Below are 14,939 nucleotides of genomic sequence, written 5' to 3'. Positions count from 1 at the left end.
TCAGTCTTCCTTGCGATCGATGGCCTTCGCCACCAGCGCCGAGAAATCCTCGGCCGAGCGGACCTGTGCGACCTCTTCGGCCAACAGGGTGATGCCGCGCCGTGCCATGGCGGCATAGCGGGGCTGCCGATGCGCCAGGGCGCGGGCATAAGTCCAGCGGATAAAGGCGTCGGGGTCAATCGCGCCGGCATGGCTGCCGGTATATTCCTGCCAGGCATCCTGAAGGAATTCCGGCTGGTAATACATCGGCTTGGGCGCGCGATCAAAACGGCGGACCAGTTCTTCGGTATGCGCGTCCGATCCCTTGATCCAGATCAGAAGCACCTGATCCTGCAGCGCGGACAGGACCGGGTCCTGCGGGTCGTCGGGGTCGATCACCTCGCAGACCGATCCGCTGGTGTCGCAGATGAAATGATCATAGCGATAGATATCCTGTGCCCGCTCGATGAAATGCCCGGTGTCCAGCATCGCCGCGATTTCGGCGGTGCGGTGCTGGTTCTGGCGCTTCATGTATTCATCGAAGGGCAGCCCGCCCCGGTCCGGGTCGCCAGGCTTGCCCAGATAGGTCGATAGCGGGGCCAGGTTTTCGAACGTGATGTTGCTGGCGATATAGACGCTGTCGCTCATCAGCAGATCGCGCAGCAAAGGCACCTGCATGGCATGACGTTTGAAGTTGTCGGCGATCAGTTCGCCCATATAGCGGGTGCCGATGCGATAATCGACGGAATAGTGAAACCAGTTGCCCGTGTCGCGCATCATGGCCGACAGATAGGTCTTGCCCAGGCCCGACATGCCGAACAACGCGATACGTTTATGGGCTGCGGCCTGCCATTCGGCCCCGGTGTTGTAGATCATGTCCCGCCTTTCCTGACTTCGGCCCATAGGTAATCCGCGACCCCCGGCAAGGAAAGGGGCCGTCTGCGCAATGAAAAAGGCCCCGCGGGTGCGGGGCCTTCGCCAGGACTGAAACCGGGATCAGAAGCTGTATCCGATCCGAACGCCAACGCCCCACAGATCGTTGTCTTCCATCTGTGCGCGTGCGGTATCTACGGTTTCGGGCGTTGCATCGCCCAGCTTGGTATAATTGACGCCGGTGGTGATCTTCAGATTGTCCATCGTGTAGATCGCGGCCAGCGTGATCCCCTTGCGGCCATTGGTCGGTGCCAGCGGCGAGACCAGATCATCGCCTTCGGGTTCGAAGGTGAACGAGGCCGAGCCCGACCAGTTCTCGGTGAACTTGCGACCGACACCGATGGTATAGGTGGTGCTGTCTTCAAGATCGACCAGACCTGCGCCGGTGACCTGGGTAAAGGCGGTCGGGTCCACCTGGAACTCGCTCCAGTTGACCCAGCGGATCGAGCCGAACAGCAGCGTATCGGCGGCGATGCCGGTCTGGAATTCCAGATTGACGGCTTCGGGCGTGGACACGGTGGTCGAGCCTTCGGCGTTCAGCAGCGGCAGATCGCCGAAAGGCGTCGTGATCGCCGGGCCGGTTTCCACGGTGTCGAAATCGTGGTCGACCTTCGAGTGATAGGTCAGCGAGACCCGCGCCGCATATTCCGGAATTTCATAGGCTGCGCCGACCACATAGCCCAGACCCCATGCGCCATCCAGATCGACATTGTATCCCGCGACCGGGCCATATGCCCCGCCGTTCAGGGTCACATTGCCGCTGGCATAAGATCCGCGCAAACCGCCGTGGAACGACAGGTTGTTCGGCATCTTGTAGCGCAGAAGCGCGGTGTAGGTCGTGGAATCGACGCTGACCTTGGTGCCGCCCAGCACCGGTGACCCACCGCTGAGGGTTGCAAGGTCGAAGGGGGCGTAGGTGATATCGGCGCCGAAAGGCTGTTCGATGATCAGGGCGCCCGACAGGCTTTCGCTGAACTGACGCTTGTAGGACAGCCCGACAAAGCCATAGCCATTGGCGACATCGCCGGTGTCGGCACCGACCTGATCCGTGCCGCTGACTTCGGGGTCAACGGCGCCAAAGCTGAGCTCGACGTAATTTCCATCTTCGAAAAGCGCGGAAAGCGATTGCGGCGCACGTTCGATCCCGCCTGCGGCAACAGGCGCAACGCTCATCAGAAGCAGCGCGATGCCAGTATATGTTTTCATCATTATCCAACCTCCCTGACAGGTCCAATTGAACCTTGTCGCAAGCTTACCCGGCCCTTATGTCAAATCAATTATGCCGACTATGTGACGTGACGTTGATCGCCTTATTCCGCGTTATAAGTGTTCCAAATGCAACGGGGTGGATACAGCTTTAGGCGTTTTTCATCCTTGGGCTGCATGGAATTTCGCGTTTCCGGCACTGGACAAAGCGGTCAGGGCGTGAAAGGGGAAACTGCCAAACGAAGTTGCCGCAAGGACCCCCGCCATGCAGATTCGTGAGGCTCTCACATTCGACGACGTGCTTCTGGTGCCCGCTGCCTCGACGGTCATGCCGTCGACCGCAGATGTGACCACGCATGTCACCAAATCCATCCGGATGAACATTCCGCTGCTGTCCTCGGCCATGGACACCGTCACCGAAAGCAAGATGGCGATCGCCATGGCGCAGTCGGGCGGGATGGGCGTGATCCATCGCAACCTGACCATCGACCAGCAGGCCGATGAGGTCCGTCGCGTCAAGCGGTTCGAATCCGGTATCGTCTACAAGCCGATCACGCTTCGCGCGGATCAGACGCTGGCCGATGCCAAAGCGTTGCAGGAACGGTTCAACGTCACCGGATTTCCGGTCGTGGACGACAGCGGCCGCGTGGTCGGTATCGTGACCAACCGCGACATGCGCTTTGCCAGTGATGATCGCACGCCGGTCAGCGTCATGATGACCTCGGACCGGCTGGCGATGCTGACCGAACCCGCCGACCGCCAGCAGGCCATCGACCTGATGAAAGAGCGTCGGATCGAAAAGCTGCTGGTCGTCGACGGACATGGCAAGTTGACGGGTCTGTTGACCCTGAAGGACACCGAAAAGGCCGTGCTGAACCCGATGGCCTGCAAGGACGATCTGGGTCGGTTGCGCGTGGCTGCGGCCTCGACCGTCGGCGATGACGGGTTCCATCGCAGCCAGGCGCTGATCGATGCGGGCGTCGATATGGTGGTGATCGACACCGCGCATGGCCACTCGGCAGGTGTGGCCAAGGCGGTCGAGCGGATCAAGGCCATCGACAGCAACATTCAGGTCGTCGCGGGCAACGTCGCCACGGCGGCGGCCACGCGGGCGCTGATCGACGCGGGCGCGGATGCGGTCAAGGTCGGGATCGGGCCGGGCTCGATCTGTACCACGCGGGTCGTGGCGGGCGTGGGTGTGCCGCAACTGACGGCGATCATGGATGCCGCGGGGGCTGCGGGCGATGTCCCGGTGATCGCCGATGGCGGGATCAAGCTGTCGGGCGATTTCGCCAAAGCCATCGCCGCAGGCGCAAGCTGCGCCATGGTTGGCAGCGCGATCGCGGGCACCGACGAAAGCCCCGGCGAGGTGATCCTGTATCAGGGCCGCAGCTTCAAATCCTATCGTGGCATGGGCAGCCTTGGCGCCATGGCGCGGGGTTCGGCCGACCGCTATTTCCAGAAGGACGCCGCGACCGACAAACTGGTTCCCGAGGGGATCGAAGGTCAGGTGCCCTACAAGGGTCCGGCCGGTGCGGTGCTGCATCAGATGGTCGGCGGTCTGCGCGCCGCGATGGGGTATACCGGTTGCGCGACCGTGCCCGAGATGCGCCGCAACTGCGAATTCGTGCGCATCACCGGTGCAGGTCTGAAGGAAAGCCACGTCCATGACGTGCAGATCACGCGGGAATCGCCGAACTACCGCGTGGGCTGATCCGCAGGCTGCATCAGCCTGATCGCGTGGCCTTCGGGCGCCCTGGCGTGACTGTAATGGCGCGTCGGTCTTTCGGACCGGCGCGCTATTTCACTTTTTCGCCGACCCCGGTTTGCCAAGGGCGTTGGCTGGCCGCCGGGCAGGGCCAAGGTTTCCCACACATGGTTTTGATCGCCCTGCGGGGCTTAATGTTCCGCATGCGTTCTTTTGGGGTTACAGACCGGCCGCGACTGCTGCTAGGGGGGGCTTCCTCGGGCGTCGATCATCTGAAACGCGCCCGTATTGAATGACGGTGGGGCGGCCTGACGCAGGATGCGGGGCGATGGGTGGCCCGTTTTGGAAGTGGCTGTCCGGATGAAGGGCGTGAAACAAAGACAGGGACACCGGCCGCGACATTCCTGCGCGACTGGCGTGTTTCCCTTTGCGCCCGCGGCGCTTTCGACCCGAAACAAGGGGCGACGCGGTGGCCAGGCCTAGAAAGGCCGCGCCCGCCGGACGACGGACCTGGCGCCAGAAGCTGAACATGAGGGGCGCGGTGATCGTGGGATCGCCCAGGCGGTCGACCATCGTCTATGGCTATTGCTTTCCCTCTTATCCCGGTCGCGTGAAGATCGGGTATTCGCGGCGCGGCCTGAACCGCGTGATCGAGCAGTCGACCGCCTTTCCGGAAAGGCCGCGCGTTCTGTTCGTGATCCATGATGCGCGGGCCAAGGCGATCGAAGCCGCCTTTCATCAGGCATTGGCCCATCGTCAGTCGGACGTGATGGGCACCGAGTGGTTCGACGTGGGCTGGCTGGACCTGATGCGCGCCTCGCCGATCCTGCGCAAGGCCGTCGGCGCACGCAGCAGCGTCAGGGCGGTCAAATGGCTGATGACCCTTGTGCTGCTGGTCGTGGGCCTTGTTCTGGCGCCGCCACTGATGGCAGCTGCGACGCGCATGGCCGAGGGTGCAGACGCGGCGCGGTTGTTCGACGGGGTCGGTGCCTATCTTGGGGCCCTGATCGAAGGTGATGGCAAGCGGCTGTCGGATCTTGCGGGGGCGATGCTTGATTATGCGCTGTCGGGCAGGGTGCATTGGGCCTGGACCTTGCCGGGACTTGCGCCCGTGCCGCTGCTGTGCTGGCTGCCTTGGCGGCGATGGCGCAGGACGTCGTTCTGATCGCGGTCAGATGCGGCGGGCTTTTGGCCGGGCACTCGACCTTGGGCGGATTGGTACATATGTAACCTTGCTGAAAAGGTGCCGAGGGGGGATAGCGCGATGGATCAGACGGGGGCATTTCTGCCGGTGCGGATTGCCGGGATCGCGCATCACCTGCCGGGTTCACCGATTGCCAGCGATCAGCTGGACCGCGCCCACGGACTGCCTGCGGGAACCCTGCAGGGCCAGACGGGCGTGGCGACCCGCCACTATGCGACGGACGAGGATCAGATCGACATGGCTGCGGTCGTGGCGGAACGCGCCCTGACCGCAGCGGGGTTGAGTGCCGCAGATATCGGCCTGGTGATCTCGGCCTGCGGGATCGGGTATCAGGCGCTGCCCTCGACCGCGCCGCTGATCGCGCGCAGACTGGGTCTTGCCGATGGCAGCTTTGCCGCCTTCGATGTGAACACGACCTGCATTTCCTTCATGACGGCTTTCGACCTTGCGGCGCATCTGTTGGGCGCGGGGCGGGCGCGGCATGCGCTGATCGTCAGTTCCGAGGTGGCGACACGCGGGTTGCCCTGGGACAGCGATCCCGCGGTTGCCGCGCTGTTCGGCGATGGCGCGGCGGCGGCGGTTCTGTCGGCGGATGACAGCGGCGATCACGGCATCTGCGCGGCGGCGATGGAAGCCTATCCCAGCGGCTGGGAGGCCTGTCAGATCGAGGCCGGAGGCACCCGCCACGATCTGCGCGACCACCCGGGCAATATTCGCGATCTGGCCAGCTTCCGGATGGATGGCAAGCGTTTGTTCGCCCTGACCTTGCGGCATTTCCCGGCCTTCATCACGCGCCTTCTGAACCGGGCCGGATGGAACCCGGATGACATCGATCTGGTCGTGCCGCATCAGGCAAGCCCCCATGCCCTGCGTCATCTGGCGCGGCGCACGATCCTGCCGCCGGACCGTATCGCGGATCACGCGGGGCAGATCGGCAACATGATCGCGGCTTCGGTCCCCACGGTCCTGTCGAAATCCATCGCCGAGGGGCGTATCGGGCCGGGCTCGCGGGTGCTGATGCTGGGCACGTCGGCCGGGGTCGGTTTCGGCGGGCTGGCGGTGCGGATATGAGCGCGCTTGCCGGACAACGGCTGCTGGTGACGGGCGCGACGGGCTTTCTGGGCGGCGGGCTGGTCGCGCATCTGCTGGATCAAGGGGCGCAGGTCGTGGCCCAGGGGCGTCAACAATCGCGGCTGGATCAATTGGCGCGGGACGGGGCCGTGCCCTTGCAACTGGACCTGTCGGCTTCCGATGCGGCGGCCAGACTGGCGCGGATCGGGCCGATCGATGCGATCATTCATGCGGCCGCGAGGTCGGCTGCGGCTGGTTCCTGGCATCTGTTCCAGCGCGACAATATCGCCGCGACAGCCAATCTGCTGCGGGCTGCGCGTGATCTGGGCGCGGGTCGGTTCGTGCATGTGTCATCCCCGTCGGTCGCCTTCGCGCCGCGCGATCAACTGGACCTGAAGGAAAGCGATCCGCTGCCCCGCCCCTATACCTACTACGCCGCCAGCAAGCGTCGCGCCGAGGAACTGGTCCTGTCCCATCCGGACCTGCGCCCGATCATCCTGCGTCCGCGCGGAGTCTATGGGCAGGGCGACGCGCATCTGCTGCCCCGCCTGCTGACGGCCGCGCGGCGGGGGCCTTTGCCGCTGTTTCGTGGTGGCGCGGGGCGGATCGACCTGACGCATATCGACGATGTCATCGGCGCCGTGATCGCGGCGCTGCGCGCGCCCGACGATTGCAACGGGCGTGTGTTCAACATCTCGTCCGGTCAGGTGGTGGCGGTGCGCGACATCATCGAATGCGCGGCGGCACGGGCCGGTATCGGCGTGCATTGGCGTGCGGTGCCGCTGCGGCCCAGCCTGTGGACTGCGGCGCTGCTGGAAAAGACATGGCTGATCCTGCGCCGCCAGGATGAGCCGCCCGTGACCCGCTATGGCCTTGCCTTGCTGGCCTATGCGCAAAGCCTGTGTCTGGATCAGGCCCGCGATCATCTGGGTTGGTCGCCGCAGGTCGATTTTGCCGATGGCCTGCGCCGCACCTTCGGCCCCAAGGACCGCGCCGCATGAGCCAACTGTTCTTTGCAAACTCGGCGGATCTTCACGTGCGGCAGCGTCTGGTGCAGGCGGGGGGATCGTTTCACCGCAAGCTGGTGCTGCGGACCCGCTTTGGACTGTTCCGGCACCCCTCGCAGGGGTTGGTCCTGATCGACACGGGCTATGGTCCCGCCGTCACGCAGGGGGCAGGGCGCAGCGCCGCGCTGAAAGCCTATGCCCGTGTCTTGCGGCCCGACCTGCTGGCCAAGGGGGCCTTGCCTGCGGTGCTGGACCGCGTGGGCGCACGGCCTGCCGATATCCGCACGGTTGTGCTGACCCATCTGCATGCGGACCATGTCGCGGGGCTGGCGCTGCTGCCCCATGCGCGGCTGGTCCTGTCGCGGCAGGCGGTTCCGGGTCGCGGCCCGATCGCGGCCCTGTCGCATGGCGTCTTCACCGAACTGCTGCCGCCGGATTTCCCGCAGCGACTTGAATTCATCGAGGATGCGCCGACGATTGCAGCCCCGGATGGTCGCGCGGATGGTCGCGCGGATGGCCGCGACCTGTTCGGCGATGGCAGCATGATTGCGATGCCGCTGCCGGGACATGCGGCAGGGCATATCGGGCTGTGGTTTCCGACGGTCGCGGGCAGCCCGGTCTATGGGTGCGACGCGGCATGGGTTGGCGAGGATCTGGATTGTGGCCAATTGCCCGGTCCGCCCGCGCGTCTGGTGCTGCATTCGGCCCGCGCGGCCCGTGACAGCCTGCGCCGGCTGGCCGCGATAAAGGCGGCGGGCCATCCCGTCATCCTGTGCCACGATCCGCGGCCCAACCGCTATGATCTGACATGATCGGCCGGGCTCTGGCCGGGATCGCGGCCTATCGCACCGCCCGTCGCTGTTCCGGCCCGAGGATGTCCCGGTCCCAGTTCCAGCAATGGCAGGCGGCGCGAATGGACCATTGGCTGGCCCGCGACCTGCCACGGGTCGGGCAGTATCGGGGCTTGGCGCCGACCCGGCTTGGCGACCTGCCGATCACCGACAAGGCGCAGGTCATGGCGGCGTTCCACGACTTTAACCAAGGCCGCATCACCGCCGATCAGGGCTGGGCCGCGGTTCATGACACAGGTCGCATCGGGCCTGTCAGTCTGGGCGTCAGCACGGGGACATCGGGCAACCGCACATTGTATTGCGTCACCGCGCGTGAACGGGCGCAGTGGTTCGGGGCCATTCTGGCAAAGGCGCTGCCCGATCTGCGGATCGGGCGGGATCGGGTGGCGATCCTTCTGCCGCAATCGTCGGACCTGTATGACACCGCGCGGCGCAGCGGGTTGTTGGGCATCCGCTTCCTGGATCTGCGTCAGGGTCTGGACCGCCTGACCCCGCAGTTGCGGGGCTTTGATCCCACGGTGCTTGTCGCGCCGCCCCGGCTGTTGCGGCTGATGGTTGAAAACGGTCCGCGCTTGACCCCGCGCCGCGTCTTTTCGGCGGCCGAGACCCTTGACCCGATCGATCGTCCCATCATCGAGGCGGGCTTTGGCGTCCCGCTTGGACAGATATACATGGCCAGCGAAGGCCTGTTCGCCGTCACCTGTGCGCAAGGCAGCCTGCATCTGGCCGAGGATTCGACCTTCTTTGAATTCGAGGATGCCGGGAACGGGTTGGTCACGCCCCTGATCAGCAGCTTTGCCCGGCGCTTTCAGATCATGGCGCGATACCGCATGAACGACCTTCTGCGCCTGTCGCCCGAACCCTGTCCGTGCGGATCGCCGCTGCAAGCGGTGTCCGAGGTGGTGGGCCGCATGGATGACATGTTCCGCTTTCCGAATGGCGCCTGCGTGACGCCGGATGTGCTGCGCAACGCGGTTCTTGATGCCGATCGCGGCATCACCGATTTCCGCATCCGCCAGATCGGGCCGGCGCAGGTCGAATTGCTGCTGCCCCGGTCCTGCGCGGGGGCTACGCTTGACGCCGCGCGAACCGCGCTGGCCGCCGCCTTGCAGACAGGCTTTCCGGGGGTCGAGGTCAGGGCCGGGACCGCGCATCTGGTTCCGCCCGCCGATCGCAAGCTGCGCCGGGTCGAGGTGGTCAGATGACGAAGGGGTGCTTTGTTCTGGGGGCCTCGCGATGCGGCTCGACAATGCTGTCGCAGATGCTGCGAACGCATCCCGCGATCCTCAGCCTGTCGGAACTGATCACCAATCAGGCGACGGCGGGGCTTTTGCCCGGCCCGGTTTCGGGGCCTGATTTCTGGGCGCGGCTGTCCACGCCCGGACGGCTGCAACGCAAGCTGGCCAATCCCGACGCGGCCCCTGACGAATTTCTGTATCATTGCGTGCCGTCGCGTCGGTTCTATACCCATGCCTGCCCGCCGATCCTTGCCGTCACCCTGCCGCATCTGTTCGACGATCCCGACAGCGTGTTCGATCAGCTGGAAAGACATTTCGCGACCCGGCCCGTCAGGCCGCTGGCGGATCATTACCACGCCCTGTTTCAATGGCTGGCCGCCCGGACCGGGCGCGGCTTCTGGGTCGAACGGTCGGGTGGGTCGCTGGTCGCCGCGCAAACGCTGACGCAGGAATTTCCCGAGGCACGCTTTGTCGTGCTGTTGCGGGACGGTCGCGATGTCGCGCTGTCGATGCAGCGCTATCTGCCCGCCCGCATGGCAATCTGGTTCTGGCGGAACGCGCGGCTTCTTGGGCTGGATGTGCTGTCGCCGGATGGGCATATCGGGCGGGCCCGCTGGATCGATCTTGCCGCGCGTCTGGGCGGGCGCACGCTGCGCATCGACCGGATCCTGGCAAGGCAGCCTTCGTTGCGCGACTGCGCCGCGTTCTGGTCGGCATTGACGCGGCACGGCCTGGCCGCTGTTCGGCAGATCGACCCGGAACGCCGGCTGATCCTGCATTACGACGATCTGGTCCGTGACCCATCCGCCGTTCTGACCCGGCTGACGGGCTTTCTGGATCAAGGTGCTGCGCCGGATTGGCTGACACAGGCGGCGCAGATCCCGCGCCTTGTGCGGCCCCGGCGGCTTGATCTGCCTGCCTCGACGCAACGGGCGCTGGCCGACTGGACCGCCGGCGCCGAGGCGATGCAGCAGGATCTGCTTAGCCAGCAGGGGTCGTGATCGCGGATCGCCGCCACACAAGCGCCATCCCCGAGATCAGCCCAAGCGTCAGCGCGGTGCCGAAAAGCGTGCCATATCCGGCCTGCTGGGCCAGGAATCCGGCGATTGTGCCGATCGCCATGCTAAGCCCGCCATCCATGCATTGAAACAGCGTGAAATCCACGCCGCCCTGCGCCTGATCCGACCAGCGCATGAACTGGGCGTAAAGCGCGGTGAAACCAAAGGACAGCAGCGCCGATCCCGAAAGAAGGCAGATCCCGGCCAGCACGGGCACCGGAATGCCGCCTGCCGCGCCCAGCATCAGCCCGGCCATGCACAGCCCCTGAACTGCCAGCGCGGCCAGCAGGGTCGCATGGACGCCGAAGCGGCGCACGCTGGCACCGCCGATCACCGCGCCCGTCAGGCCCAGGACCAGACTGCCAAAGCCGCTGAGCAGACCGACCGTGACCAGCGGCAGCCCCTGGTCGATCAGGAACGGCCCGAACATCCCCAAGGCAAATTTCTGGGCCAGAACAAAGCTGCCGGCCAGCCACAGGCCCTTGCGGATCTCGAGGCGGGACAGGGCGCGACGCAGGCTGGGTTCGGCGCCATTCCATGGTGCAGGCGGGGCGTTGCGCGCGGTCAGCGCGAACCATCCCAGCAGCGCCGCGACCAGTGCCGCCAGCGCCCAAACGGCCCCCTGCCAGCCCATCGCCGCAGTCAGTACCAGCAGCAGGCCGCCGCCGATGGCCGACCCGACATAGGCCCCGCCGACCTGCGCGGCATTGCCCCAGCCATGCTGTCGCCGTGCCAGAACGCCGACGGCATGGCCGTCCACCGCGATATCGGCGGTCGAGGTCGCGATGGCGACGACCATCAGGCAGGCCAGAACCGGCAGCAGCGGCACCAGACCCAACCAGCCGGACAGGATCAGACCGGCCACGGCGACGGTCCCGGTCCACAGGATCACCTGGGCGGTGCGCGGCGACCTGCCGGGACGGATGCGCCAACCCTCGATCCGGGGCGACCACAGGAATTTCAGCGCCCAGGGCGCGATCAGCAGCGACAGCAGCCCGATCCGGTCCAGGGGCAGGCCCTGATCGCGCAGAACGGCGGGCAAGCCGCCCCAGGTCAGCCCGCCGATCACGCTTTGGGCGATATAGGCCGCCCAAAGCCCCGACAGAACCATCGCGTCCCCTGCGCGCGGCATCAGAAGCGCCGGCTGATGCTGGCCGTCCAGGTGCGGCCTTCGTCGCGATAGCAATAACCGGCGGTGCACATCTGCTTGTCCTGATCAAAGACGTTCTTCACGTTCAGCTGCATCTGCACGCCTTCGGCCTGTGGCAGATCATAGCTGACGGCCAGATCCACGAAGGTGCGGTCGTCATTTTCAAAGCTGTTCTGGTCGTCGCCAAAGCTGTCGCTGACATAGCGAAGCCCGGCGCCCAGACCCAGGCCCTGCATCGGGCCGGATGTCACATCATATTTCGCCCAGACCGACAATGTGTCGTTCGGCGTGGCCGACAGCTCGTTTCCATTCGTGCCGCTTGCGCCGCGATCAATGGTCATCTTCTGATGGGCATAGCTGGCGATCAGACCCCAGCCATTGTTCCAGGTCGCCTGCGCCTCAAGTTCGAACCCGCGGCTGCTCAGGTCCAGCTGCCGCTGACGGTTGACTCCCGAGGAGGCATCCAGCACCACGCCGTCGCGCTGATCGATGTCGAAAACGGCGGCCGACAACAGCAGGTTGGTGCCTTCGGGTGCGTATTTCACGCCGATCTCGCGCTGTGTCGATTGGGTGGCTGCGGCGGGACGGCCCATGTCATCCGTCGCACCGTCATAGACAAAGCCGGTATTGGGCGCGAACGAGGTGGCAAGGCTGCCATAGGCCATGACGCCGTTCTGGAAATCATAGCTGAGGGCGACGCGCCCCGACCGGCCATTATCCGTCTGTTTCGTGACGCTGCCATCATCCGCGGTCGAGTCGATGCGAACCCGGTCATAGCGCGCGCTGACAAAGGCCTGCCAGTTCTGCCACGCGATCTGGTCATGCAGATAGATCCCGGCCTGTTCGGTAACCTGCGCGCCGTCAAAGACCAGATCGGCAGCCGCCGTATCCGCAGCCGAGACATAGCCAAGGGTCGCGGCGCTGTCGTAATCGGTGCGGCTGAGGTCGATCCCGGCAAGAACCTCGTGCTGCAGGGCGCCGGTGGCGACATGCCAGCGGATGCCGCTGTCCAGGGTCTGGGTCTCGACCTCTTCGCGGTAATGGCCCCAATAGCGGCTCAGCCCGTCATCCAGCGCGTAAAAACCGCTGTATTCCAGATCGGCGGCGACCCGCGCGGCGCGAAAGCTTTGGCGCAGGGTCAGGTCCGGGGTCAGGTCATGTTCGACCTCGTAGCCGATGCGCCACTGGTCCTGATCGAAATCGTTATAATCGGGGTCGCCATTATACAGGGTCGAGGCCACGCCATAGGACGGGTTGTAGAAGCTGGCTGTGCCCCCCGTGGTCGAACGCGAATATTCCGCCAGAACCGTGGCGCGGGTATAGCCATTGTCCCAGCTGAGCGAGGGCGCGACATAGACCTTGTCATCCCTGTACCCGGCCAGATCGCTGTTGGCGTTGCGGTAAAGCCCGGTCAGGCGATAGCTGACATCGCTGCCCTCGGCGATGGGCCCGGACCAGTCGGCCGCGATCTCGGCACGGTCATTGGCGCCGGTCGTGGCGCGCAGTTCCTGATAGGGGCTGTCTTTCGGGCGCTTGGTCACAAGGTTGACGATGCCGCCCGGACCGCTGACACCAAACAGGGACGAGTTCGGGCCTTTCAGGACGGCGACACCCTCAAGGCCATAGGGTTCGGTCTTGAACCAGGCGGTCGGCGCGTTGACCTGCCGCAGGCCGTCGCGGAAATAGCCGTTGTAATAGGCGGGAAAGCCGCGCAGGAAAAAGGCATCGAAACGGTTGTCAAAACCATAGCTGTTGGGGTTCGCCCCTGCGGTATAGCCAAGCGCCTCGTTCAGAAAGCGCGGCGCCTGATCCTCGACCTGATCCTGCGTGATGATCGACACGGCCTGCGGGATCTTGCCGACAGGGGTGTCCAGCTTGGTGGCCTGTCTGCTGCGCGTGGCGACATAGCCGTCCTGTACCAGTGTCGTGTTGCTTTCCGCCTCCAGCGTGATTTCCGGCAGAACATAGGTCGTGTCCTGCGCAAGGGCAGAGGTTGCGGCGCTGCTGGCCAGAAGAAAAGCGATCAGCGGATGGGTCATCGGGTGCGTCCTGATTGGGCAGTAAAGGGGAACGCCCCGGGAAATCGGCTTTCCCGGGTGGTGCGTCACCGTGTCTTGCGGCGGTTGATGACGATTAACTGAGCGAATCTATCGGAAATGTCAATCCGACCCAATCCCCGGGCATCGGATGGCGGCGACCGCGACGGTTCAAACGCCAAAGGCCGCATCGGCATGTTCCGATCCGGTAAGATGGTGTGGGGCTGTCGGGGTGGTGGGGCTAGTGTCCCCGAACCTCGCGGACCCAGGCCACGATGTCGCGGCGGGCATCCTCATCCATCTGGATGGCACTGGGGGGCGGCATCGCGTGGCTCAGGCCCGCCTGCAGATAGATCTGCGCGGCATGGCGGGCGACATCGCTTTCGGTTTCCAGCACCACGCCGCGCGGCGCCCACCGGATGCCGGTCCAGGACGGTTCGCGCGCGTGGCACATCGAGCAGTTGCCGATCACCGTGTCATAGGCGTCCTGAAAGCCTTGGGCCTGGGCATATTTCTGTTCCTGCGCGGTCAGGGGGCGGGCTGCGGCCTGATCATAGCTGTCACCCGCCGGAACGGTCGACAGCCAGGCGATCACGATCATCAGCACGACCGTGACGGCCCAGGTCCAGTTCGGGCCCTTGCCGGTGCGGTGCATGGTGTTGAAATAATGCCGGATCGACACCCCGGTCAGAAAGATCAGGCTGGCGATGATCCACGCATGCTGGGTCGCAAAGGCCAGCGGGTAATGGGTCGACAGCATCAGGAACACCACCGGCAGCGTCAGGTAATTGTTATGGGTCGAACGGACCTTGGCGATCTTGCCGTATTTGGGGTCCGGCGCGCGGCCGGCCTTCAGATCGGCGACCACGATCCGCTGGTTCGGCATGATCTGGAAAAACACGTTCGCGGTCATGATCGTGGCGGTGAACGCCCCCAGATGCAGCAGCGCGGCGCGACCCGTGAAGATCTGGTGATACCCCCAGGACATGATCACCAGAATGACGAACAGCAGCAGCATCAGCACGGTCGGATGGTTCGACAGTCGCGATTTGCACATCTGGTCATAGGCCAGCCAGCCGATGGTCAGCGACCCGCCCGACAGAAGGATCCCCTGCCACAGCGCCAGATCGGCCTTGGTCGGGTCCAGCAGGAACAGCTCGCCCCCGACCCAGTAGACGATCATCAGCAAAGCCGCCCCCGACAGCCAGGTGGAATAGCTTTGCCATTTGTGCCATGTCAGATGTTCGGGCATCCGGGCCGGGGCGACCAGATATTTGACGGTGTGATAGAAGCCGCCGCCATGCACCTCCCATTCCTCGCCATAGGCACCGTCGGGCAGGGCATCGTTGGGCTTCAGCATCAGGTCGAGCGCGATGAAATAGAACGAGGCCCCGATCCAGGCCATCGCGGCGATGACATGCAGCCAGCGGACCGAAAAAGAGATCCAGTCCCACAGGACGGCCATATCATACATCTCACATCTCTCCTGTTGCGTGTG

Annotated in this window: 12 protein-coding genes; 7 read left to right on the top strand and 5 right to left on the bottom strand. The window is 64.9% G+C overall.

Annotation, left to right across the window (positions count from 1 at the left end; translation table 11 throughout):
• On the bottom strand, positions 1-855 hold the full coding sequence (locus BMX67_RS13710; protein ID WP_090736056.1) for an ATPase: 855 nt from the start codon (positions 853-855) through the stop codon (positions 1-3).
• 120 nt (positions 856-975) lie between these two features.
• A complete protein-coding gene (locus BMX67_RS13705) occupies positions 976-2,118 on the bottom strand; it encodes an OmpP1/FadL family transporter (RefSeq protein ID WP_342707922.1) in 1,143 nt (380 codons plus the stop codon).
• Between the two features lie 265 nt (positions 2,119-2,383).
• On the opposite strand from BMX67_RS13705, the gene guaB reads away from it, so the two are divergent.
• The 7 genes from guaB (at position 2,384) to BMX67_RS13670 (ending at position 10,198) form a co-directional block, all read left to right on the top strand.
• Positions 2,384-3,832 (top strand): IMP dehydrogenase, encoded by a 1,449-nt coding sequence (guaB, locus tag BMX67_RS13700; protein WP_090736051.1) that lies wholly within the window; start codon positions 2,384-2,386, stop codon positions 3,830-3,832.
• A gap of 463 nt (positions 3,833-4,295) precedes the next feature.
• Complete coding sequence (locus BMX67_RS13695) at positions 4,296-4,991, top strand: GIY-YIG nuclease family protein (RefSeq protein ID WP_175479907.1); 696 nt, start codon at positions 4,296-4,298, stop codon at positions 4,989-4,991.
• A 99-nt stretch (positions 4,992-5,090) separates the two neighbouring features.
• Complete coding sequence (locus tag BMX67_RS13690) at positions 5,091-6,101, top strand: 3-oxoacyl-ACP synthase III family protein (protein ID WP_090736046.1); 1,011 nt, start codon at positions 5,091-5,093, stop codon at positions 6,099-6,101.
• The gene (locus tag BMX67_RS13685) at positions 6,098-7,102 is read left to right on the top strand and encodes an NAD-dependent epimerase/dehydratase family protein (protein WP_090736043.1); all 1,005 of its coding nucleotides are present in this window, start codon (positions 6,098-6,100) and stop codon (positions 7,100-7,102) included. Before BMX67_RS13690 ends, BMX67_RS13685 begins: the two co-directional genes overlap by 4 nt.
• Complete coding sequence (locus tag BMX67_RS13680) at positions 7,099-7,920, top strand: MBL fold metallo-hydrolase (RefSeq protein ID WP_090736041.1); 822 nt, start codon at positions 7,099-7,101, stop codon at positions 7,918-7,920. The genes BMX67_RS13685 and BMX67_RS13680 overlap by 4 nt, the downstream gene beginning before the upstream one ends.
• Positions 7,917-9,164, top strand: a complete 1,248-nt coding sequence (locus tag BMX67_RS13675) for a CoF synthetase (protein ID WP_139206530.1) — start codon at positions 7,917-7,919, stop codon at positions 9,162-9,164. The genes BMX67_RS13680 and BMX67_RS13675 overlap by 4 nt, the downstream gene beginning before the upstream one ends.
• Complete coding sequence (locus BMX67_RS13670) at positions 9,161-10,198, top strand: sulfotransferase (RefSeq protein ID WP_090736035.1); 1,038 nt, start codon at positions 9,161-9,163, stop codon at positions 10,196-10,198. Before BMX67_RS13675 ends, BMX67_RS13670 begins: the two co-directional genes overlap by 4 nt.
• Here the strand turns inward: BMX67_RS13670 and BMX67_RS13665 are convergent.
• The 3 genes from BMX67_RS13665 to BMX67_RS13655 all read right to left on the bottom strand — a co-directional run bounded on the left by BMX67_RS13665 (position 10,179) and on the right by BMX67_RS13655 (position 14,915).
• Positions 10,179-11,387, bottom strand: coding sequence for an MFS transporter (locus tag BMX67_RS13665; protein WP_090736033.1), 1,209 nt, complete (start codon positions 11,385-11,387; stop codon positions 10,179-10,181). The two genes, BMX67_RS13670 and BMX67_RS13665, sit on opposite strands and share 20 nt — an antisense overlap.
• Positions 11,387-13,444 (bottom strand): TonB-dependent siderophore receptor, encoded by a 2,058-nt coding sequence (locus BMX67_RS13660; protein WP_090736031.1) that lies wholly within the window; start codon positions 13,442-13,444, stop codon positions 11,387-11,389. The genes BMX67_RS13665 and BMX67_RS13660 overlap by 1 nt, the downstream gene beginning before the upstream one ends.
• Positions 13,445-13,682: 238 nt before the next feature.
• The gene (locus tag BMX67_RS13655; protein WP_090736030.1) at positions 13,683-14,915 is read right to left on the bottom strand and encodes a urate hydroxylase PuuD; all 1,233 of its coding nucleotides are present in this window, start codon (positions 14,913-14,915) and stop codon (positions 13,683-13,685) included.
• Positions 14,916-14,939 lie beyond the last annotated feature (24 nt).

The organism is Paracoccus homiensis (assembly GCF_900111675.1).
GTDB lineage: Bacteria > Pseudomonadota > Alphaproteobacteria > Rhodobacterales > Rhodobacteraceae > Paracoccus > Paracoccus homiensis.
The sequence above is the reverse complement of the archived record's forward strand: the minus strand, read 5'-3'. Positions and strand labels throughout refer to the sequence as shown.

Bases quoted from the DNA above. Each gene is read 5' to 3' on its own strand.
- BMX67_RS13710 (WP_090736056.1), bottom strand. From the start codon at position 855: ATGATCTACAACACCGGGGCCGAATGGCAGGCCGCAGCCCATAAACGT.
- BMX67_RS13705 (WP_342707922.1), bottom strand. From the start codon at position 2,118: ATGAAAACATATACTGGCATCGCGCTGCTTCTGATGAGCGTTGCGCCT.
- guaB (WP_090736051.1), top strand. From the start codon at position 2,384: ATGCAGATTCGTGAGGCTCTCACATTCGACGACGTGCTTCTGGTGCCC.
- BMX67_RS13690 (WP_090736046.1), top strand. From the start codon at position 5,091: ATGGATCAGACGGGGGCATTTCTGCCGGTGCGGATTGCCGGGATCGCG.
- BMX67_RS13685 (WP_090736043.1), top strand. From the start codon at position 6,098: ATGAGCGCGCTTGCCGGACAACGGCTGCTGGTGACGGGCGCGACGGGC.
- BMX67_RS13680 (WP_090736041.1), top strand. From the start codon at position 7,099: ATGAGCCAACTGTTCTTTGCAAACTCGGCGGATCTTCACGTGCGGCAG.
- BMX67_RS13675 (WP_139206530.1), top strand. From the start codon at position 7,917: ATGATCGGCCGGGCTCTGGCCGGGATCGCGGCCTATCGCACCGCCCGT.
- BMX67_RS13670 (WP_090736035.1), top strand. From the start codon at position 9,161: ATGACGAAGGGGTGCTTTGTTCTGGGGGCCTCGCGATGCGGCTCGACA.
- BMX67_RS13665 (WP_090736033.1), bottom strand. From the start codon at position 11,387: ATGCCGCGCGCAGGGGACGCGATGGTTCTGTCGGGGCTTTGGGCGGCC.
- BMX67_RS13660 (WP_090736031.1), bottom strand. From the start codon at position 13,444: ATGACCCATCCGCTGATCGCTTTTCTTCTGGCCAGCAGCGCCGCAACC.
- BMX67_RS13655 (WP_090736030.1), bottom strand. From the start codon at position 14,915: ATGTATGATATGGCCGTCCTGTGGGACTGGATCTCTTTTTCGGTCCGC.